The 20,343-nt window shown below is 37.8% G+C and carries 14 protein-coding genes, 1 tRNA gene and 8 pseudogenes; 4 read left to right on the top strand and 19 right to left on the bottom strand.

The genetic code is table 11. The features are described from left to right. Nucleotides 1-6: 6 nt before the first annotated feature. A complete protein-coding gene (locus NYZ99_RS19130) occupies nucleotides 7-510 on the bottom strand; it encodes a GNAT family N-acetyltransferase (RefSeq protein ID WP_260572695.1) in 504 nt (167 codons plus the stop codon). Nucleotides 511-558: 48 nt separating this feature from the next. On the opposite strand from NYZ99_RS19130, the gene NYZ99_RS19125 reads away from it, so the two are divergent. After that, nucleotides 559-1,251 (top strand): universal stress protein, encoded by a 693-nt coding sequence (locus NYZ99_RS19125; RefSeq protein ID WP_338039149.1) that lies wholly within the window; start codon nucleotides 559-561, stop codon nucleotides 1,249-1,251. A 157-nt stretch (nucleotides 1,252-1,408) separates the two neighbouring features. Then, a tRNA-Ala gene (locus tag NYZ99_RS19120) sits at nucleotides 1,409-1,482 on the top strand. A 33-nt stretch (nucleotides 1,483-1,515) separates the two neighbouring features. Here NYZ99_RS19120 and NYZ99_RS19115 read toward each other — a convergent pair. Both NYZ99_RS19115 and NYZ99_RS19110 read right to left on the bottom strand, forming a co-directional pair. Further along, nucleotides 1,516-2,460, bottom strand: coding sequence for an ion channel (locus tag NYZ99_RS19115; protein WP_260572694.1), 945 nt, complete (start codon nucleotides 2,458-2,460; stop codon nucleotides 1,516-1,518). Between the two features lie 36 nt (nucleotides 2,461-2,496). Beyond that, on the bottom strand, nucleotides 2,497-3,816 hold the full coding sequence (locus tag NYZ99_RS19110) for a sugar porter family MFS transporter (protein ID WP_260572693.1): 1,320 nt from the start codon (nucleotides 3,814-3,816) through the stop codon (nucleotides 2,497-2,499). Between the two features lie 108 nt (nucleotides 3,817-3,924). On the opposite strand from NYZ99_RS19110, the pseudogene NYZ99_RS19105 reads away from it, so the two are divergent. Beyond that, nucleotides 3,925-4,634 (top strand): annotated as a pseudogene (locus NYZ99_RS19105) (SDR family oxidoreductase). Between the two features lies 1 nt (nucleotide 4,635). Here NYZ99_RS19105 and NYZ99_RS19100 read toward each other — a convergent pair. From NYZ99_RS19100 to NYZ99_RS19050, 10 genes and pseudogenes are all read right to left on the bottom strand, one after another. Next, nucleotides 4,636-5,064 (bottom strand): PD-(D/E)XK nuclease family protein, encoded by a 429-nt coding sequence (locus NYZ99_RS19100; protein ID WP_260575287.1) that lies wholly within the window; start codon nucleotides 5,062-5,064, stop codon nucleotides 4,636-4,638. A 61-nt stretch (nucleotides 5,065-5,125) separates the two neighbouring features. Then, entirely contained in the window at nucleotides 5,126-5,635 is a 510-nt protein-coding gene (locus NYZ99_RS19095) for a PD-(D/E)XK nuclease family protein (protein ID WP_260572692.1), read from the bottom strand. Next, nucleotides 5,616-6,062, bottom strand: a complete 447-nt coding sequence (locus tag NYZ99_RS19090; protein ID WP_260572691.1) for a hypothetical protein — start codon at nucleotides 6,060-6,062, stop codon at nucleotides 5,616-5,618. Before NYZ99_RS19090 ends, NYZ99_RS19095 begins: the two co-directional genes overlap by 20 nt. A 73-nt stretch (nucleotides 6,063-6,135) precedes the next feature. Further along, nucleotides 6,136-6,666, bottom strand: a complete 531-nt coding sequence (locus NYZ99_RS19085; RefSeq protein ID WP_260572690.1) for a hypothetical protein — start codon at nucleotides 6,664-6,666, stop codon at nucleotides 6,136-6,138. A 23-nt stretch (nucleotides 6,667-6,689) separates the two neighbouring features. Then, nucleotides 6,690-7,376: a hypothetical protein gene (locus NYZ99_RS19080; protein WP_260572689.1), complete on the bottom strand. Its 687-nt coding sequence runs from the start codon at nucleotides 7,374-7,376 to the stop codon at nucleotides 6,690-6,692. A 77-nt stretch (nucleotides 7,377-7,453) separates the two neighbouring features. Then, nucleotides 7,454-8,799, bottom strand: a pseudogene (locus tag NYZ99_RS19075) (OmpA family protein). 113 nt (nucleotides 8,800-8,912) lie between these two features. After that, nucleotides 8,913-10,105 (bottom strand): annotated as a pseudogene (kbl, locus tag NYZ99_RS19070) (glycine C-acetyltransferase). 2 nt (nucleotides 10,106-10,107) lie between these two features. Next, nucleotides 10,108-11,796, bottom strand: coding sequence for a 3'-5' exonuclease (locus NYZ99_RS19065; protein ID WP_420845236.1), 1,689 nt, complete (start codon nucleotides 11,794-11,796; stop codon nucleotides 10,108-10,110). Nucleotides 11,797-11,839: 43 nt separating this feature from the next. After that, entirely contained in the window at nucleotides 11,840-12,706 is an 867-nt protein-coding gene (locus NYZ99_RS19055) for a UvrD-helicase domain-containing protein (RefSeq protein WP_476738688.1), read from the bottom strand. A gap of 74 nt (nucleotides 12,707-12,780) precedes the next feature. Next, nucleotides 12,781-13,200: a UvrD-helicase domain-containing protein gene (locus NYZ99_RS19050; protein ID WP_260572688.1), complete on the bottom strand. Its 420-nt coding sequence runs from the start codon at nucleotides 13,198-13,200 to the stop codon at nucleotides 12,781-12,783. A gap of 120 nt (nucleotides 13,201-13,320) precedes the next feature. On the opposite strand from NYZ99_RS19050, the pseudogene NYZ99_RS19045 reads away from it, so the two are divergent. Beyond that, nucleotides 13,321-13,930: pseudogene (locus NYZ99_RS19045) on the top strand (superoxide dismutase). Nucleotides 13,931-14,577: 647 nt separating this feature from the next. On the opposite strand, the pseudogene NYZ99_RS19040 reads toward NYZ99_RS19045, so the two are convergent. From NYZ99_RS19040 to purN, 6 genes and pseudogenes are all read right to left on the bottom strand, one after another. Then, a pseudogene (locus NYZ99_RS19040) lies at nucleotides 14,578-16,475 on the bottom strand (amidophosphoribosyltransferase). Between the two features lie 41 nt (nucleotides 16,476-16,516). Continuing rightward, a pseudogene (locus NYZ99_RS19035) lies at nucleotides 16,517-17,444 on the bottom strand (PfkB family carbohydrate kinase). A gap of 114 nt (nucleotides 17,445-17,558) precedes the next feature. Continuing rightward, nucleotides 17,559-18,620 carry a tetratricopeptide repeat protein gene (locus NYZ99_RS19030; protein WP_260572687.1) on the bottom strand — a complete coding sequence of 354 codons (1,062 nt, stop codon included), beginning with the start codon at nucleotides 18,618-18,620 and terminating at the stop codon, nucleotides 17,559-17,561. Beyond that, nucleotides 18,592-19,005, bottom strand: coding sequence for a hypothetical protein (locus NYZ99_RS19025; protein WP_260572686.1), 414 nt, complete (start codon nucleotides 19,003-19,005; stop codon nucleotides 18,592-18,594). The genes NYZ99_RS19030 and NYZ99_RS19025 overlap by 29 nt, the downstream gene beginning before the upstream one ends. A gap of 24 nt (nucleotides 19,006-19,029) precedes the next feature. Then, nucleotides 19,030-19,665, bottom strand: a pseudogene (locus tag NYZ99_RS19020) (ribonuclease H1 domain-containing protein). After that, a pseudogene (purN, locus tag NYZ99_RS19015) lies at nucleotides 19,665-20,235 on the bottom strand (phosphoribosylglycinamide formyltransferase). Before purN ends, NYZ99_RS19020 begins: the two co-directional pseudogenes overlap by 1 nt. Nucleotides 20,236-20,343 lie beyond the last annotated feature (108 nt).

Raw genomic sequence — 20,343 nt, 5'->3', positions numbered from 1 at the left:
ATCGGCTTAGACTAAACGTTCATAACAATGAAAAGGATAGGAACTTTGTTTTGGAAAGTAAATATCCTCCAATTTCTTATACCCTCTTGCCTCATAAAATTTTTGGTTTCGAATATTTTGACTAAAGGTGTCCAACCTAATCGATACAAAACCGTTTTCCTTGGCATGTTTCTCCGCAAAGGCCATCAGTTGCTGGGCGTATCCTTTCCCTTGTTCTTCAGGATGCACCGCCAACCTATGTATATAAAGGTTTTTGGAATTCTTCGATAACCAAGCAACATCCCTATATTCTTCATCCATGAGAGTAGACATAACAATACAACCAATGAGTTTGTGCTCCTTTTTGAGCAGGAATAACTCGCCCCTCTCAATATCCATAAGGAATTTTTCCTCGGAGGGATATTCCTCTGTCCATTGAAAAATGTTTTTAGACTCCATGTGTATTCTACATGCGTTTGTCATGGTAAGAATATTGGGAATTTCAGATATCTTTGCTGGCTGAATCGTCATTCGATGTATTAAAATTGTAAATTTAGAGGAATTAACAACAAATCAACCATGAAGAATATCCTTGTTCCCATTGGCACTTCACCGGATGCCAGCGAAACCTTGCAATATGCCGTAGACTTTGCAACCGATTTTGGTGCCCAGGTTTATGTAATGGAAGTGTTTAACGTTACTTCTAAGGCCGGTACCCTGGCCAATGTTTCGGAAATCGTTGCAGAAAGTGGTAAGGAGCGATTAAAAGGAGTCATTTCACAAATAGACGCCAAACAAATAGATATCAAAATAGCGTCCTTTAAAGGTGAATTGGTGGACGGTCTTTTGGAAATAGATAATGAATTGGGAATAGATCTTATTATTCTCGCCCCTCGAAGTAACGATATACAGGAAGAGTTATATTTAGGACATACCTCCGGAAAAATCATAAAGCAGACCAATATTCCCACTCTAGTTGTCCCTAAAGGCACAAAATATACAGCATATCATAATATTTTGGTAGCCTTTAGATCAGGTATACTAAAGCGTAAAAGGATATTGAACCCTTTGATTACTATTTCTGAAAAGCATAGGGCTAAGGTTAACTTGTTATTGGTAAAAACACCAGGCTATACAGATGATGATCTTAAAATAAATACAGCCCTTATGGACATTAGTTCTCAATTGACGATAACCGAAAATGCCACTACTTACCTGGGTGTATTGGAGCATTTTCAGTCAAAACATCCGAGAACTTTTGTGCGTATTTAGGAGAAAGCGGGGCTTCTTTAAGAAGCTTTGGGAGAAAAGCACCATATTGAAGTCGGAGTTTTCGGTTCCTATCCCGGTATTGATTTTGAGCACCAAGAAAGATTAAGATGTATTTTGATACGTTCTGAAAAAGTATTTCCTTTGCCACGCTCAAAAAGGGGGATTAGCTCAGTTGGCTAGAGCGCTTGCCTGGCAGGCAAGAGGCCACCGGTTCGAATCCGGTATTCTCCACGAAAGCTGCACAATTGTGCGGCTTTTTTGTTTTTATGAACCTGATTGGTTCAGATCTATTTCAAAGGTGTCATCAATTCTTCCCACGTCAATGGATATGCCTGTTTCATCCCTCTTGGCGAGATAGGTGAATTTGGCTCCCCATCTTACTTCATTTGCTTTATAAGATGAACGGGAATAGACGGATTGGGAAAAGGACTCGTCAAAAGCTTTTATGACAACAATGAACTCGGCATCCTTTGCAATAAGCTCTTCACTTTTAAATCCGTATATAGGGCTTTTATCGGAAATAGGATGTACTACCGTCCACATGGTTGGAAAAAAGACCACTTTTGACCGTTCCAATTCTAAAGAGTAAAAGTCACGTAAATCTGAGTTCTCTCGTTTTAAGGATAGGTTTACGTTCACCTCTACTTCCAGTAATTGGTTGTTCTTTGGGTTGACTACCCTAAACATAAAGCCGTTAATATCATTATAGGGAGCTATTACGGCCAAGGAGCTGTATTTTATAGTTGCATAGGGTTTTGAAAACCTGCCATACATAAGACCTGTGGCCAAAGCGAACAATAATAGACCCAAAAGGGATTCTGTCGCAGCTACTATGTTTGCCGCCAGGTTTAAGGGCGCTATTTGACCATATCCTAATGTAGTAATGGTTTGAGCACTGAAAAAGAAGGCTTCAATGAACTGGTCTATTTTGGTGGTTCCATATATTCCTGTTAAATGTTCCGTACCAATAAAAAGGTATAACGAGGCAAAAACTAAATTGATCATGAAATAACCCAAGGCAAGAACCAAAAAGAATTGAAGCCATGACATTGAAACCAAGGAATGGAAAATATTCATCCCTTCAAAAAAGGATACGTTTTCTTTTCTAACATTAAAGCTACCGTCTTTGTTAAGAGCCCTGTAACCGCTAGAAGGAGATTTGGTATCTAGACCAAGGTCGTTGTATTTTTCTTTTTTATAAAGCTTCAAATTACTGGGTTAATTACCTTTTCCTTTAATGATGTCTTATTTTTTTCCGACAAGGATTTTACTCAACTCCTCTAAGGAAACACCTTTTGTTTCCGGCATCATGAACTTAACAAACAAAAGCTGTAAAACCATCATAATGGCGAAAAATGCAAATACCATTCCGGCTCCAATGCTAGAGAAAAGAAATGGGACTGCTGCTGGAATGGCAGCTGCCAATATCCAATGTGCGGAACATCCAAAAGATTGCCCGCTTCCTCTTAGATGGTTAGGAAATATTTCTGAAATAAAGACCCGGATAATGGTTCCTTGACCAATGGCATGTGCTGCAATAAAGATGAAAAGGAAGATAGGTACGGCCATGCCCTCCCATCCGAGGAAAAATGCACATGCTACCAATGATAGGGAAATTATATATCCAATGGATCCAATGTACATTAATTGCCTTCTTCCCAAACGGTCTATTAGGTTAATCCCTATCAAAGTAAAAATCATGTTAGTTACCCCGATTCCTACGCTACTTAAGAGCGCCGTGCTTTCTCCAAGCCCTGCCTCCTCAAATATTCTTGGTGCGTAATATAAAAACGCATTGATTCCTGAAGTCTGATTAAAAAATGCAATCAAAAATGCGAGAATCAAGGGAAACCGATATTTTTTCATGAAGATGTGTTCATGACTTTCTGGTTTTGCATTGCTTTTTTGAATTTCTTCAATCATCTCATCCACATTTCCGTTAGGATTTATTAATTGAAGTATTTTGCCCGCTTCCTCTGTTTTTCCGTTCATTAACAACCATCTTGGACTCTTAGGTACGGTTAGTATGAATAGCGTATAAATTATTGCAGGGAAGGCCTCAACGCCCACCATCCAACGCCAATCGTTGTCTCCAATTCCGCTCAAAAGAAAGTTTGACAAAAATGCGATGAGGATTCCAAAGACAAGACTAAACTGATAAAAACCTACCAGCTTTCCCCTTTTGTTCGCTGGAGAGATCTCTGAAATATATGCGGGGGCAGCAATAGTAGATACCCCTACTCCTATGCCTCCTATGAACCTAAAAAAGGCAAATGTTATAGGGTCATTGGATAGGGCCGATCCAACTGCAGAGATACTGTACAGTAATCCAATGGCGATCAAGGTATTTTTCCTACCCCACTTATCTGTGGGAATGCCGGCAAAGATAGCCCCTAGAACTGTACCCCAAAGAGCACTGGAAATTACGACCCAACCATGGAAGGCATCAGAGCTGTCCCAAAGTGTCTGTAATTTTTTATCGGCACCTGAAATTACCACAGTATCGAAACCAAATAAAAACCCTGCTAAAGCAGCGGTAATTGACCATAGTACAATTTTGTTCATTTCTCTTGAATTTAAAACCTTTAAATATAGCAAATCAAAACCGTTAAATCTTTAAGCATATTCGCTACTTTAGTGCCAATAGATTAATAATTTTGTAAAAAATTTAAAATGAAGGATTTAAAAGATAAAGTAGTATACATTACTGGTGGCACTAAAGGAATAGGTTTGGGGGTCGCAAAAACCCTATTGGGTGCTGGAATGCGTATAGCTATAAGTGGTCGAACCGATGCTAGCGTAGATGAGGGTTTAAAGGAGCTGAACAATACGGAAGTCATTGGTATCGTGTCTGATGTTTGTAGGATTGAGGATGAAATGAATGCTGTTAACCGGATTGTTGAAAAATGGGGTCAGCTTGATGTGGTGCTTGCCAATGCAGGCGTGGGTAATTTTGCACCAATAGATGAAATGACAGATAAACAGTGGCACCGGATGATCGACACCAATTTAAATGGTGTTTTCCACACGTTAAAGGCGTCCGTTGAGGAACTCAAAAGATCTAAGGGATATTACATGACCTTGGCAAGTTTGGCGGGAACTAATTTTTTTGCTTCGGTGCGGGCTACAATGCCTCTAAATTTGGGGTAGTCGGTTTTACCCAAGCGGCAATGTTAGATTTACGAAAATATGATGTGAAGGTATCTACGATAATGCCGGGTTCTGTAGCAACTCATTTTAATAATCATGAGCCTAATGAGTCCGATGCATGGAAAATACAACCGGAAGATATTGGACAACTTGTTTTGGATCTATTGAAAATGCATCCTAGAACCTTGCCAAGTAAAATTGAGGTACGGCCAAGTAGACCGGACAAGAAGTAGCCTAAATTTCTTTTTCCACAAAAGGAATTTCCGGGTTTAATATTTCCTCAATTAGTTGATAAAGATGTATTTCAAACTCCTTAATGATTTCTTTGTTGATCATAGGGTCTTTTTTAGGGTCTCTAGGGGACGATTTTTTATAGAATAACATTAATCCCTCTTTCAGGTTTTTTATGCTGAAAATCCCTGCTTTTATATGCTCGATTGGGGAACCACTTAGGTACATATAGGAATAACAGAGTAATTGGAACGCCTTACTATAGTCATAGGATTCGATAATACTTGACCATTCAATTATTTCAAGATTCCTTTTTTCTACCTTGCCTGTTTTATAGTCAATAATTCGTATCAAACCGTCGCATAGGTCTATACGATCTAGTTTTCCCTTAAGAACCACGGTTTGGTCGGAGTTGGGAAGTCTTAATTTTATGTTCAGTTTTTTCTCTAGTCCAATTATTTTGATAGAATGGTGTTGAAGCGTTTCGATTTCATTATCCGAGAAAGTTTTCGATATATCTTATCACTACATTATAGGCAATAAGGTTTTTGCCACTCTCATATGCTCCATCTAGATATGTTTTCTTAAAATTTTTATGGACGATGGATTGAATGGATTTCTTTGATTCGATGAGTTGGTTTCGGTCAATTTCCTTATCAATAAATGGAGTGTAAAGTTCCTCGAGGCTGTCATGTATAATAGTCCCCATGGTGTTGGCTGCAATATTTTCCTCAACCTCTTCAGTATATTGTATGCCCAATAGGTTCTGTTTATAAAAATCTATCGGATTTCTAATGTAGTTGCTTAGTGAGCTAGGGGAAAATCCGTTGACGGCATAGTTGTTCAAAAGGTCAATGAGCCCCTTACTTTTATGGATAATTTTTTGGGAATGAGTTATTGCCTGAATGTTAGGGGTAGCAATATTCTCAACTACATCGTCCCTGTTTTCATCAGTTAATATTTGGGTGATAAGCCTACTTTTTTCACCTCCTTCCGAGAACATCCGGTTCCGTATTATATATCAAGTAAATATTTTTGGCCCGCTGCAGCAATCGATAAAAGTGATAAGTGTACACGGCGTCTTTTTCCTTATAGGTGGGTAATCCGAATTCATTTTTTAAATCGAAGGGGATGAATGAGTTGTTTGATTTTCCGGATGGGAGGATACCTTCATTTACCGAAGTCAGAATTACTGTTTCAAAATCTAGGTTTCTGCTTTCCAACATTCCCATAATTTGAAGACCCTCTAACGGGTCACCTTGGAAATCCAACGTCTCTGACGAAATTAATTGGCGGAAAAGGCTTTTAAGACTCCTTAAGGAATTTAGATATTCATATTCCTGTACCAATTCCCCAATTTGATTGAATAGGGTATGTATTTTAAATAATTGCTCGAGGGCGAGGTATTCATTGTTTTTTTCGAATATCAATTTTAAAGTTTGAATCAGAGATGAGCACTTTTCAACAAATCGTGCTGGGGTTTTGTATTCGAAAAACAGCTGATCAAAAACCTCTCGGATTCGAATCTGAGTATTGACGAAGCTCTCTATTCGAGATATATATCCAATTTTTTTGATGTATATGAGATATTAATTTTTCGGCTTTGATATCACTTATTCCAAGTAATGCAATGGAATAAGGGTTGTTTATAAATGCTGTAAAATCAGTATAAAACCATCCTTTTCGGGTTACTGCTAGGTGCAGGTCTATAAAATTGGAGAAAAATGTGGCTAAACCGGTCAAATCCAATTTCTGCCCCATGGTAATATTAACGGAAGCAATAGTTTTAGGGATACTGTTCAACAAAGGATTAAGGAGTGATTCGTCTCCTAGTATGACGGCCGTACCTTCTAATTGTTTTGGATTCGTTTCTTGGATTTGATTTATAAGGTCACCTACATATTTGGTTTGTGCAATACTTTTAGGTATGCCGACGACCCTTATATTTTTCTTCTCCCTATAATTATCACTAATTCCTTTTAGAGGATTGGATTTAAGGAAAGGCCAGGATTTCTTGTGTTTACTTATGAACAATCCGGCATCATGTATGTTGTCATTTAGAAAGTAGGTGTCCAGGTCCCAAAAATCTTAGATTGTTGATTGCCCAGTAGAATTTGTATTATTTTGCTTTCTGCGGCATTCAATGCATTAAACCCCAAAAAGATATGCGGTCTTTTTTCTTGATTTTCATACTGTATTACCACTTCGGAAGCTTTTCTATACACTAGACCTTGATGGCCGATATGCTGGCTAATAAGATTGGCATTGAAGGTGTGGTAAATATCGTCTAATTGGTTCCAAAAGCGTAGGTAGTTTTTCATTAGGGACGTTTGGTTTTCCCTTAGTGACCAATGGTTTACTTCTTGTATTGCAGCCAATCCGGAAAACAACGAAGAAGTGTCGATTAAATACCTGTCTATTTCATTAATATCTTGAAGTAGTGTTTGTCCCCAGTTCAAAAAAGATTCAAAGGATTCCTTCTCGTAAGTACCTGATTCTAGATAAGCTTTGTATAGTTCGAAAAGTTGTTGTGTTTGTGTCGCATAGGATAAATCTGCAATTTTTTCAACAAATTCTTCAATGCTATATACATCAGGGGAGAGTATGGTCTTTCCTAGTTTTTTGGAAATAATTTTTTTAAGGAAGGTTCCAGCTCTTTTGCTGGGAAGTATGTAGATACATTCAGCTAGCTTAACCTCTTGGCTGCATAATTCATCAATTACTTCGTCTAGGAAACTAACCATGTTCATAAAAATAAAAAAGCTCCGCAGAATGCGGAGCTTTTCAAGTATAAAAACACTTAATGTTTATTTAAGGTAACTTATTTTACTAAGTTAATTTCTACCCTTCTGTTTTGTGCTCTACCAGCTCTTGTGTTGTTAGTAGCGATTGGCTTGTCCTCACCATATCCAACAGCTGACAACCTGAACTCTTCGATACCTTTGTCTACTAAGAATTCTTTTACAGAAAGAGCTCTTGACTCAGAAAGACTTTGGTTCAATTTGGCACTACCTACACTATCAGTATGTCCTTCTACTGTAAATTTAGCAGTTGGGTACTCATTCAAGATTTGGATGATATCAACCATTACAGAAGTAGATTCAGCTTTGATAGAAGACTTACCAGTGTCGAACAAGATAGTTCTAGCATAGTCGTTCAATTGCTTCTGTACTTCTTCAGTAACTTCACGGACATCCAGCATTAGCTACAGTACCAGCTACATCTCGGACACTGATCGTCTTTGTCAAGAACGCCATCTCCATCAGTATCAGGCCATGGGCATCCATTGTTTTCAGATGGACCGGCTTCGTTTGGACATTCATCGTCTTTATCAGCAACTCCGTCGCTATCAGCATCTCGGACAACCAGCCAAAGCAGCTAGACCAGCTTCATTTGGACAAGCATCATCCTTATCGGCAACACCGTCACCGTCAGAATCAGGACATCCATTCATTTCTTTAGAACCAGCTTCGTTTGGACAGCTATCTTTACTGTCTTCTATACCATCACCGTCAGAGTCTCGGACAACCATTAAACGCTTCTAGACCAGCAACTTCACGGACAAGCATCATCTTTGTCATAAATACCATCACCGTCAGTATCAGTACCTCCAAACTTAACAGAGATACCAGCTAAGTGTTGGAAATGTTTAACACCATAATCTTCGAAAGCATGCTTGTAAGTAGATTGTAATGTAAGACCAAGGTTTTCAGTGAACCAAAAGTTAAGTCCTAATCCACCATTTACAGTACCTGCACCAATTTCATCAACCCAAGTATAACCACCACCAACTTCAATAAATGGCTGGATTACAGTTTCTTTCGTTAGGTTATATTTTATTGTACCATCTATAGCATAGTGAGACAAGTCATCAACACTAACATCGCCTAATTTGCTTATTTTATTTAAGGAACCTCTAGCTCCAATGGAAAAGCCACCGCCAACACTTTTGGATATTCCTACATAAGAAATAGAAGGAAGGATGTTCCAGTGGTCGTTTACGTTAAAGAATTCATTACCAAAAGAACTTACATCCCCGGTAGGATATACGTCGATAGCGTTAGCACCGAACTGCACTTGCCAAGGATTATTCTCGTCTTGCGCTTGTATGTTGTTAAAACCTACAACAAGTAGGACAACAACCAATAATTTGCTAAGATGTTTCATGTTCAAAATTTTAAGTTTTAAGTGTTTATTAGCTGCAAATGTAAGTTGTTAAATATTATTAACAAAATCAATTTCTTGTTTTTTTAACTCATTTAATAGCATAAAATGCGCATTTAAACGACATTCAGCTCCTTTCCAACCTTAATGAATGCGTTGATTGCCTTATCTAGATGTTCTTTTTCGTGAGCTGCCGATAACTGTACCCTGATTCTTGCTTTTCCTTTTGGGACTACGGGATAAAAGAAACCAATAACGTAAATCCCTTCCTCCAATAGCCTTTCAGCCATTTGTTGTGAAAGCTTTGCATCATACAGCATTACGGGGACAATGGCTGAATCCCCATCAATTATGTCAAATCCAGCCTTTTTCATGCCTGTCTTGAAATAATTGGTATTCGATTGTAATTTATCCCTCAATGAGGTGTCCTTGGCTAACATATCGAACACCTTAATAGACGCTCCCACTATTGCGGGTGCCAACGAGTTTGAAAATAAATAAGGTCTAGATCGTTGTCTTAATAGCTCAATGATTTCCTTTTTACCGGTAGTGTATCCGCCCATTGCACCTCCCAAGGCCTTACCTAGAGTTCCTGTTATGATATCGATTCTGCCCAATACATTTTTTTCCTCCAAAGTTCCTATCCCTTTTGAACCTATAAAACCGGCAGCATGGCACTCATCTATCATGACCATTGCATCGTATCTATCCGCCAAATCACATATCTTGTCCAATGGTGCTACTAGACCATCCATGGAAAACACCCCGTCAGTAACGATTATTTTAAATCTAGCTCCATTTTCATTGGCTTTTTTTAATTGTGTTTCCAAGTCATCCATATCGCTATTGGCATATCGATACCTTTGTGCCTTGCACAATCTAACACCGTCAATTATTGAGGCATGGTTCAATGAATCTGATATAATGGCATCTTCCGACCCAAAAGAGGCTCAAAAACCCCACCATTTGCATCAAAGGCGGCCGCATACAAAATGGTATCCTCGGTACCATAGAATTCAGCAATTTTGTGTTCGAGTTCTTTATGTATATCCTGTGTACCACATATAAACCTTACTGACGACATTCCAAACCCATGGGTATCCAAAGTATCTTTGGCAGCTTGGATTACAGATGGATGAGAGGATAGCCCCAAATAATTATTGGCACAAAAATTAATTACCTCTTCTCCGGTTGAAATTTTTATGACCGCATCTTGAGGAGAAACAATAATTCGCTCTTTTTTATAAAGGCCTTCCTCCTTTATTTGTTGTAGCTCTGCCTGTAAATACTCTTTTATTTTTCCGTACATTTTTAAATATATTCTACAATTATGTGTTTGTTAATATAAGCAATGATTTTATTTTCTACTTTGAATCCCATTTCTTCATATGCATTTGCGTAGGATTCCAGCTGCTCCTTGTATTTGGGACTTTTTTTACCTGTTTTGTAGTCTATGATAATGACGGCATCTTCCTTTAGGACTACACGATCCGGTATTAAAGAGGAACCGTCAGATAATAGAAGTTCCCTTTCGTTATAAACAATATTGTCTTCCTGGAAATACTCCTCCAATTTTGGATGCTGAATTAAATTAAAAAGGGTTTCACGGACCTTCCCATAGGATGATTCTGTCACAAGGCCTTTTTTTAGGGCCTTGTCCAAAACCGGTTCCAAATCATGAACAGTACTTATATTTTCAAGGATATGATGGTACACGTTTCCTTGTTCCAAAGCTATTTCCCTGTTTGTATCCCATAGCATTCCTGCTTTGGTGTGGATTTTAAATGTTTCACGATCCTTATATGAATATAGATATGGAACCGTAAATCTTTTCTCCTCCTTACCTTCCGGTGTAAAGTACTTTCTCTCTTTTCCGAATTTATACTCTAAAACTCCATCTCTCCAGGCACCAATATCCTTTAGGTATTTTAGGAATAGGCCGGAGTAATAATCGGTTTTTAGAGTACCGTCTTTCTTTATATCATAGTAACTGATGATGTATAGGGAGTGTATTGCCCTCGTAAGTGCCACGTATAATAGGTTAAATGCATCCAATTGAAGTTTTTGTTGTTCCATTTCAAAAAGGGCATTACCAATTTCCCCATAATTCTTCACCTCTTGCTTCTTACTGATAAGGAGCTCATCAAAACCCATGAATATCTTTGGATCTACGGGTATCCAAAGCTTTGGGTCTATTTCCTCAAAAATATTGGAATTTGCATAAGGGAAAATTACTACAGGAAATTCCAATCCCTTTGATTTGTGTATGGTTACGACCAAGACAGCAGACGTATTCTCCGGGGTACTAATACTTAAGGTATTGGATTTAAGTTCCCAATTGTTCAATAAGGCATGGAAATCAGAACCATTTTGCTGCTCCGTATCAAATACAAAATCCATAAAAGAAAGCAGATGCGCATCAGAATCAGGCGCCAAATCAAAAACCTTTATGGCATGTTCCATAAAATCTAATAGGGATTGTCCCCTAACCTTATCTATATCAAAATCATACTCCGACTTTAAGAACAAATTCAATTCAGTTAAATGGGTATGGACAAAGTCATGCCTTTCCTCTTTTGTCTCGGATAAATACTCCGGAATTTTATAGTTGGTTTCCTTATAATCTGAAATTAAGGAAAATCGTGCCAATGAAATCAGAAATTGAACTTTTGGGCTGCTAGATAATAAAAGCGAATCCGAGGAAACCACGGGAATGGACTGAGACATTAAGAAATCTGTCAGGGCAACGGCGTGTTTCTTTTTACGTACTACAATGCAGATATCTCCATAATCAAATCCGGATTCTAGCGAATGGCCAATAGCATCCATAACTTTAAGAGCGTATGCTTTGTCATCTTCTTCGGGTAAAAAACTTAGTTCAACATACCCACCGTCCTTATTATTCGTTTCTTGAAGGTTTCCCGCTTTAAAAAAAACTTGGTATTCAGGGTTTTCCAAAATGGAACTACTGTTTTGGAAGAAGTTGTTGTTGAAATGGATAATTTCGTCATAGCTCCTATAATTTTTGGGAAGCTGATACGTTTCACCGGTTATGGAGAATGGATTGTTTTTCGGGTGGCCAAATCCAAAAATTGCTCCGCTTTACCTCCTCGCCATCTATAAATAGCTTGTTTTGCATCCCCAACCAAAAATAGGACCCGGCTCTACCTTGTTCATCAGTTCCCTCCAATGCGTTCCCAATCAATGGGACCAAATTGTCCCATTGCATCTCAGAAGTGTCCTGAAACTCGTCAATAAAATAATGTTTGTATTTTTCACCCAATCGCTCGTAGATGAAGGGTGCTGGTTGATTTTTTATTTCCTTGGAAATAATAGTATTAAATTCTGAAATGGAAAGTTGGTCTCTCTCCGTTTGAATAAGCTTTAATTCATATTCTATTGTATTCAAAAGAGTTAGTGGAACAAGGTTGCTGTATATATTAAAGAGAAAACCTCGCTGATAGACCAGTTCCTTTATAGACAAGTATTTCTGTAATATATTATGGGCAAAATCTTCTGATGGGTTAGCTAACCCCGCTTTTAATATTTTCCCTTCTATCAGGTTATCCTCTAACTTATTATTATAAATAAGGGATGGATTAATAACCCCGTCCAAAATCTTTTTGAAATGATTGGGAAGTGTTTGTCTTGGAAAATCGGATTCATCAATTCCACTTGCGTGTATAAAAGAAAGTGTTTCTTTGGCTAGTTGATGTATACTTTTTTCCGTCTGTGTAATGTGCGACTGTATATGTTTTTGCAAAGCAATAAAATCGGAAAGCCTCTTTTCCCTAAAATGCTGAATATGGTATGTATTTGTCTCATCTAAAAGAAGTTTTGCTATTTTTAAAAGGTCAAAACCAATATCCCAACTTTTATCGTCATCAATTTTCTCCATTGCAAAATCCATTAGGATTTTGGTGAGTTCTTGGTCTTCACCCGCTTTCGATAAGACCCTAGAAACAGCTTCATTGAGTAATATATCTACATCAAGAATACCTCAAAGTTTTGAGGTATTTTTAGGTCTCTTGCAAAGGTTCTAATCACCCTATGTGTAAATTTATCAATCGTAGAGATGTCAAAAAAGGCGTAGTTGTGCAATATTTCCTTTAAACGGAGCTTGCTTACATCCCTCAAGGAATCCATACTTAATTGTAAATCTTCCATGAGATCTAGGAAAAGTGGCGGCGCCTTATCCAACGAACGGACTTTACCAAAAGAATAGAGACTATCCAGTATTCGAAATTTCATTTCGTTTACAGCTTTGTTGGTAAATGTAATGGCCAAAATTCTTTTGAAACTATATGGGGAGGAAAGTACTATTTTAAGATAGGCCTTTGAGAGGGCATAGGTCTTCCCTGAACCGGCCGAGGCGTTGTATATCTTGAATGGACTTTCTTGCACCTATTTTTACTTGCAAAATAAGGATTATGGTACAGTTCTTAACAAATAATTGGGTTAATATAAATGTTAAAATCCTTAAATTTGAAGGACATTAATTATTAATCTAAAAACAAATAAATTATGGCTTTTCAGTTACCAAATTTGCCCTATTCATATGAGGCCTTAGAACCACATATTGATGCTAGGACAATGGAAATACATCATACAAAACATCATAACGGATATACTTCAAAATTGAACGCGGCGATTGAAGGAACCGATCTAGATGGAAAATCAATCGAAGATATTTTGTCGGGCTTGGATATGAACAATATGGCAGTCCGTAACAATGGAGGAGGTTTTTATAATCACTCTCTTTTCTCGGACTATACTTTCCCCGGATGGAGGAGGAGCACCTTCCGGGGATTTAGCCAAAGCTATTGAAGACGCTTTTGGTTCATTCGATAGTTTTAAGGAAAAATTCAGTGATGCCGCAGGTTCTAGATTTGGATCTGGATGGGCTTGGTTGTGCGTGCATAAGGGAGGTAAATTGGAAATCTGCTCTACTCCTAACCAAGACACCCCAATTATGCCCGGGGTTGGATGTGGAGGACATCCCATTTTAGGATTGGATGTTTGGGAGCATGCCTACTATTTAAATTATCAAAATAAACGACCTGATTATATAAATGCTTTTTTTAACATTATCAATTGGGAAGAGGTGTCAAAATTGTATTCGGCGAATAAATAGAAGGTTAAATAACAATTCAATAGTGACAATATTAACCACTTATAGAGAAAATCTGTAAGTGGTTTTTGTTTGGATACAATAGAAAAGGGCGGAGAAGTCTCCACCCTTTTCGTCCCAAATCTTACCATAAACTTAACCTACTTATGCTATGGCATGACTAAATTACTGGTATTGTGGGAAATAAAAAAAGAAATGTTAAAAAATTTTATTTTCTATTTAAAGTGTCATGATTACTTATATGGTAAGTAATTGGTATTGAGTCAAAATAAAAAAGGCGGAGCATAGCTCCACCTTTTTTCCCCAAATCTTACCATGAACTTAACCTACTTATGCTATGGTCTCCAAAGATATATTCAAAGAACGTTCAAATAAAAGGAATTGGTTGAACGACTTAAACCTTAGTTGAAATACCTAAGTTGTATTATTATCCTACAGCTAAGGAAAGTTGAATTTTAGAAAAGTACAGAAAATAAAAAAGGCGGAGAGTCCTCCACCTTTTTTGCCCCAAATCTTACCATGAACTTAACCTACTTATGCTATGGCAAGCTTAAAAGTAAGGTTAGTGCTATCTGAAAAACCATTACATCGACAAAATACATTTTTTATCGACGAAATGCAATGTTTTAGGGTTGAATGAATAGTTTCAATTAGTAGGCCCTTTCGTTTTTTCCCTCGTAAAAATTAATAAATGCCCTGTTAACCACTCTATTGCCACCAGGTGTTGGATAATTTCCGGTAAAGTACCAATCCCCTAAATTTTTTGGACATGCCTCATGAAGGTTTGCAATGCCTTGGTAGATTATTTGGACCTCGGCCTTAATATCACTTGGACTTAATAGCTGCCCTATTTTGTGGGAAATTTGGTCTGCACTGAAAGGGGCGTATATTTCCTTAACATAGTTTATGATGTCCTTATCCTTAGACCTCACTTGCTCAATACATTTTTTATAGACCTCTTTTATTATATGCATGGAGTTGTTCTCCTCATGTAGTGCCAGTGCGGCCCTAAAAGCAATAAAATCTTCAAGCTTCGCCATGTCGATTCCATAACAGTCAGGATATCGTATCTGTGGGGCAGAAGAAACCACAATTATCTTTTTTGGGGAAAGCCGATCAAGTATCCTCAAAATACTTTTCTTTAAGGTAGTACCCCTAACAATACTATCATCAATAATAACCAGATTATCCCCTTTCTTCACCGAGCCATAGGATATGTCGTACACATGGGCCACAAGATCATCACGACTATCATCTTGAGTAATAAAAGTTCTAAGTTTGGCATCCTTAATGGCAACTTTTTCAATTCGGGTCTTACCTCTAAAATTTCATGTAGTTCTTCACTGGTTATATTCGCACCTATGGCAAGAATCTGCTCTTCTTTTTTCTTGTTGAGGTAATTCCGGGCCTCTTTTACCATACCAAAGAAAGAAGTTTCTGCCGTATTTGGAATATAGGAGAATACGGTATTCTTAAGGTCATTGTCTATAGCTTTAAGAATTTGAGGAAAAACTAGTTTTCCCAACATTTTTCGTTCTTGGTAAATTTCCTTGTCACTTCCCCTTGAGAAGTAGATACGCTCAAAGGAACATGCTTTACGTTCCCTAGGCTCCAATATTTGCTTAATTTTAGTGGTGCCATTCTTTTTGACAATTATGGCATTTCCGGGCTCCAATTCAATTACTTCCTCAAATGGAACATTAAAAACGGTCTGAATAGCGGGTCTTTCAGAAGCTACCACTACTATTTCATCATCCTTATAGTAATATGCCGGTCTGATACCTGCGGGATCTCTTAACACAAATGCATCACCATGTCCTAGAAGTCCGGCCATGGCAAATCCTCCGTCAAAATTCTTGGCGGCCCTTTTTAATATTTTGGAGACTTTTAAGCGTTCAGCTATAATAGGGGAAGCCTCCTGCTTGCTATACCCTTCCTTCTTGATCTGTTTATACAGCTTGGCCACGGCATCGTCCAAAAAGTGACCTATTTTTTCCATAACGGTCACCGTATCCGCCATTTCTTTTGGATGTTGGCCCAGCTGCACTAAATTGTCAAACAATTCGTGTACGTTGGTCAGGTTAAAATTTCCAGCAACGATTAGATTTCGATGCATCCAATTATTTTGCCTCAAGAAAGGATGTACACTTTCTATACTGTTTTTTCCAAAGGTTCCATATCGAACATGGCCCAATAAAAGCTCTCCTATATAGGGGATGTTCTTTTTCTGAAGGGCCACATCATTCTCGTATTCCGGATGTTCTTTAAGCTCATTATTTATACGCTGATTGATTTGTGCAAATATATCCTGTATTGGCTGTTGCTCACAAGAACGTACCCGGCTCATGTATCTTTGACCCGCTTCCACATCCAGTTTAATACTGGCAAAACCAGCACCATCTTGTCCTCGATTATGTTGCTTTTCCATCATGAGGTACATCTTGTTTACCCCATAAAAAGCCGATCCATATTTTTCCTTGTAATATTCAAGCGGCTTGAGCAGCCTGATGACCGAGATGCCACACTCATGTTTAATAGCGTCACTCATTGGTATATGTATTAAAAAAACCCCGAAAAAGGGGCGTGGGGTTATTGTAATTCAATTTCAAACTGTGTTAGTGCCTTAAATTGATGCAACCTGCTGTTTATTTCATCCCGTTCGAGATTCAACATCCGTTCTGTTCCAAATTTTTCTACTGAAAACGAGGCAAGGTTGGATCCATGGATTACGGCTTTTTTTAAATTCTCAAAAGAAACATCCTCCGATGCCGCCGAGATAGCCGGAAAATCCTCCAGCAAAAGTGTCGCCTGCACCGGTGGGGTCAAAAACATCCTCTAGGGGTAAGGCAGGGGCAAAAAACACTTGTCCCCCGTGAAAAAGTAAGGCTCCATGCTCCCCTTTTTTAATGACCACGTATTCCGGATCCATTTCATAAATTTTTTGTGCAGCTTTCACCAAGGAGTACTCACCGGTAAGCTGTCTAGCTTCCTCGTCGTTTATGGTTAAAACGTCTATTTCTTTGATGACTTCTGCCAATTCTGACAAGGTATGATTCATCCAAAAATTCATCGTATCCAAAATGATGAGCTTTGGTCGTTTTTCCATCTGATTAATTACACTCATTTGAATATTTGGGTGCAAATTTCCCAGCATTACAACATCAGCATCCTTGTAATCACTTGGGACTTTGGGGTTGAAATCCGCCAATACATTGAGCTCCGTAGCCAAAGTATCTCTAGAATTAAGATCATTGTGGTATTTACCTTTCCAAAAAAAAGTTTTACCCCCTTTAACTACCTCAAGTGCGGAAATATCAATGTTTCTATCCTCGAATAAATCCAGGTATTCCTTTGGAAAGTCTTCCCCGACCACGGAAACAATGGCCGAATCAACATCAAATTGCGAAGCAGCCAAGCCAATGAAGGTAGCGGCACCCCCCAATATTTTATCCGTTTTGCCAAAAGGGGTTTCTATGGCGTCAAATGCAACCGTTCCTACAATTAAAAGCTTACCCATACAGCAGTTAAAAAATGAAGTTGCAAATATAAGGATTTGAATAGGGAATTATAAATTTACTTGGCAGTTATGCCTGTCTTTAATTAAAATGATTTATCAAAAGTTTTGAGGTACTCATTCTATTATATAATTTCCCGATTGTGGCCAATAAATGGATACAGCTCTTTCGACTTTTCTGATGTTTTTTAACTCTACCCTAAGTAACTTATTGTTTCGGTTCAATTTTAGACCCTCTTTTAAAACATCTTCGGCCTTTTTAAAAAGGTCATTTTTTGTTGTTATGATTTTATCGAAATCAAACTTACTAATATAATTCCGCTGATTTTTAAGAATATGAATCATGTCCTTCCATTCTTGAAAATAGATTTTTGAAAGTAATAATCTGGAATTCATATGTTCAGGACTTAGTTTCATCGTTCTTTTTAAATATCTAATTGCTTCTAGGTAATCTAGGTGGTCAAAATATTGTTTTGATAGTTGATAATATAACTCCGGGTTCGCACCTTCAACAATGATTCTCTTCTGTAATAAGGCCGTATTTTCCTCGAAACTGGAGCATAGCCTAGATAATTGAGTCTGATACTCTAACATAGCTATGTCTTCCCCATCAATCATTGTAGCAAGAGTAAAAAAGTCAAAGGCCTTACTACAATGGTTCTTCTGAAAATATATTTTGCTCATCTCTAAAAAGAAATCCATTTGTTCTTTCTCCCTAAGAAAACCGGATCCAATCTTCAGTATTTCATTCCCATGTAATAAGGCAAGTTCGAAATCCTTTAGTTGCGAATAGATTATGAAGGCATTATGTAAAGCTTTCAGGTTTTTACCAGCACTATACCTGTAGGTATTGGAAAATGCCAAAGCACTTTCCTCCGGATTCACCTGTTGTTCCTCTCTTGCGAATTTGAATAGGGAATCCTCTTTTTTTCTATCGTAACTATATAACGACAAGTTGATGTTCTTTAAATAATGCTTCCGCTCCTGTTCGTAAAGTTCCCAACCTTTTCTAAAGGCCTTTATTCTAGATGGGTAACCAAATCTTTCTTCTTTTCTATTCAAGTCTGGTATTAAAGCTGTGAGATCGTTCGTGTCTCTAACAATCCCCAATCGGTTTAGTTGAAATGCGGCAAATCTATCAGCTTGCAGTTCATTTCTTCTTCTCGGATAAACTATCAATTACCTTGTGCTTATTTAAATGATGCCCATACGCGTGAAAAAACTCAAATAGCCGATTTTCTTGAATTCTTTTTTTGGACAAGGAATCTAAAAATGAACTTGGGAATATTATGTTTCTAAACGGCTTCCCATTATTTCGTAGTCCAGCAAAAGCCGTAATATGGTTATAACCATTAATTGAAATGGAATATGGAAACTCATCTTGAAGACCGTTTTGTAAGAGGAATTCTTTCAATTGATTTTTTTGCTCTTCTGAGACATTTTCATAGCGAACTTCTGTTTCCGAATAAAAAAAGGTACAGACCCAATTTCCTTGACTTCTGATGTCTTGAACATGGGCAACAAGGAAAAATAGGGATGATAGAAAAAGGAATTTCTGAGGCATGACATTTCTTTTGTTGAAAAGTAATCACTTTCTTCCGAAATCCGCAGGAATTTCACCCCAGGCTTTGGTTTCCCACTTTACGATGGGGGTTTTATAGGAATTTGATTTGAGCCAGTTTTCTGCCCTATGGATAAGATCGAACAATGCTTTGTTCTTTAGGTTTTCCGTAAGATTAGTATTACACTTTTTCTTTCGTACCCAACTCATCGCCGTTCTCGGAATCTGTATAGATGATACGGTCACTATTACGTTCCTTAAGAAATGCCAATCCATGTACTATGGCCAAAAACTCCCCAATATTATTGGTCCCTGTTCAAAGGGGCCTTGTTTAAATAGCTTCTTTTTGGTTTTGGTGTCCACACCTTGGTATTCCATCATTCCGGGATTTCCACTGGATGCAGCGTCCACCGCAATGGAATGGTAGTTTGGTTGCCCTATTTTAAGAAGATCTTCGGGGGATAGGTCGGACTGTCCTTTCTTTTTGCCTTTAAAATCCGAATAGTTGCCATTGTAAGCTTTTTTAGCAAGATCGAATGTTCCAAAAGATTTGTATTCCGCTCCTTTGGCACCACTTATTGCCGCCTTACAATCCTCCCATGTCTCATAGATTCCAGGCCTTTTGCCTTTCCAAACCACATAGAATTTGTTCTTTTTTCCCATCAGGACAATAATTCTTCAATCACTTTTGGAAAATGTTCATACTCCAGTTGGTGGACTATACCTGCGATATTCTCGGGTGTGTCCCCTTCAAAAACCGGGGTCTTCACTTGTTTAATTATCGCTCCTTCGTCATAATTGGCATTCACATAGTGGATTGTGATGCCTGTTTCCGTTTCCCCATTTTCCTTCACGGCATTGTGTACGTTCATACCATACATTCCTTTACCCCCATACTTAGGTAGCAATGCTGGATGAATGTTAATGATTTTATTAGGGAAATCGTTAATAATATTTTCTAAGGATCCTCCAAAGAAACCCCGCTAAAACTATTAAATCCGGATTCAAACTTTTGAGGATAGTTAAAACACAATCGCTTTTAAGAAAAGCATGCTTATTGAAATAAAGTGCATTGATATTAAGTCGGTCACAGCGATCCAAAACTTGGGCATCCCGTTTATTGGTCAAAACAGCCTTTATGCCAATAGAGGAGTTTTCACTAAAATAGTTTACAATGTTTTCAACATTGGATCCAGATCCAGATGCAAAAAGTACAATTTGTTTAGATTTCAAGGAATAACGGTTTTTTATTTATATGAAAGGTATGCCTTATAATACAGGCAAAAGAAAACAGAAATTAAATAAGGGACAAAGTTTTGATCAAAACAACTTTGAACTATA

The sequence above is a fragment of the Maribacter litopenaei genome, assembly GCF_025244665.1.
Classification (GTDB): domain Bacteria; phylum Bacteroidota; class Bacteroidia; order Flavobacteriales; family Flavobacteriaceae; genus Maribacter; species Maribacter litopenaei.
The sequence above is the reverse complement of the archived record's forward strand: the minus strand, read 5'-3'. Positions and strand labels throughout refer to the sequence as shown.

Excerpts from the sequence above, each read along its gene's own strand:
- NYZ99_RS19110 (WP_260572693.1), bottom strand. The coding sequence starts at position 3,816 with ATGAACAAAATTGTACTATGGTCAATTACCGCTGCTTTAGCAGGGTTT.
- NYZ99_RS19055 (WP_476738688.1), bottom strand. The coding sequence starts at position 12,706 with ATGGATTTTGCAATGGAGAAAATTGATGACGATAAAAGTTGGGATATT.
- NYZ99_RS19125 (WP_338039149.1), top strand. The coding sequence starts at position 559 with ATGAAGAATATCCTTGTTCCCATTGGCACTTCACCGGATGCCAGCGAA.
- NYZ99_RS19080 (WP_260572689.1), bottom strand. The coding sequence starts at position 7,376 with ATGGTTAGTTTCCTAGACGAAGTAATTGATGAATTATGCAGCCAAGAG.
- NYZ99_RS19095 (WP_260572692.1), bottom strand. The coding sequence starts at position 5,635 with ATGTTCTCGGAAGGAGGTGAAAAAAGTAGGCTTATCACCCAAATATTA.
- NYZ99_RS19025 (WP_260572686.1), bottom strand. The coding sequence starts at position 19,005 with ATGCCTCAGAAATTCCTTTTTCTATCATCCCTATTTTTCCTTGTTGCC.
- NYZ99_RS19130 (WP_260572695.1), bottom strand. The coding sequence starts at position 510 with ATGACGATTCAGCCAGCAAAGATATCTGAAATTCCCAATATTCTTACC.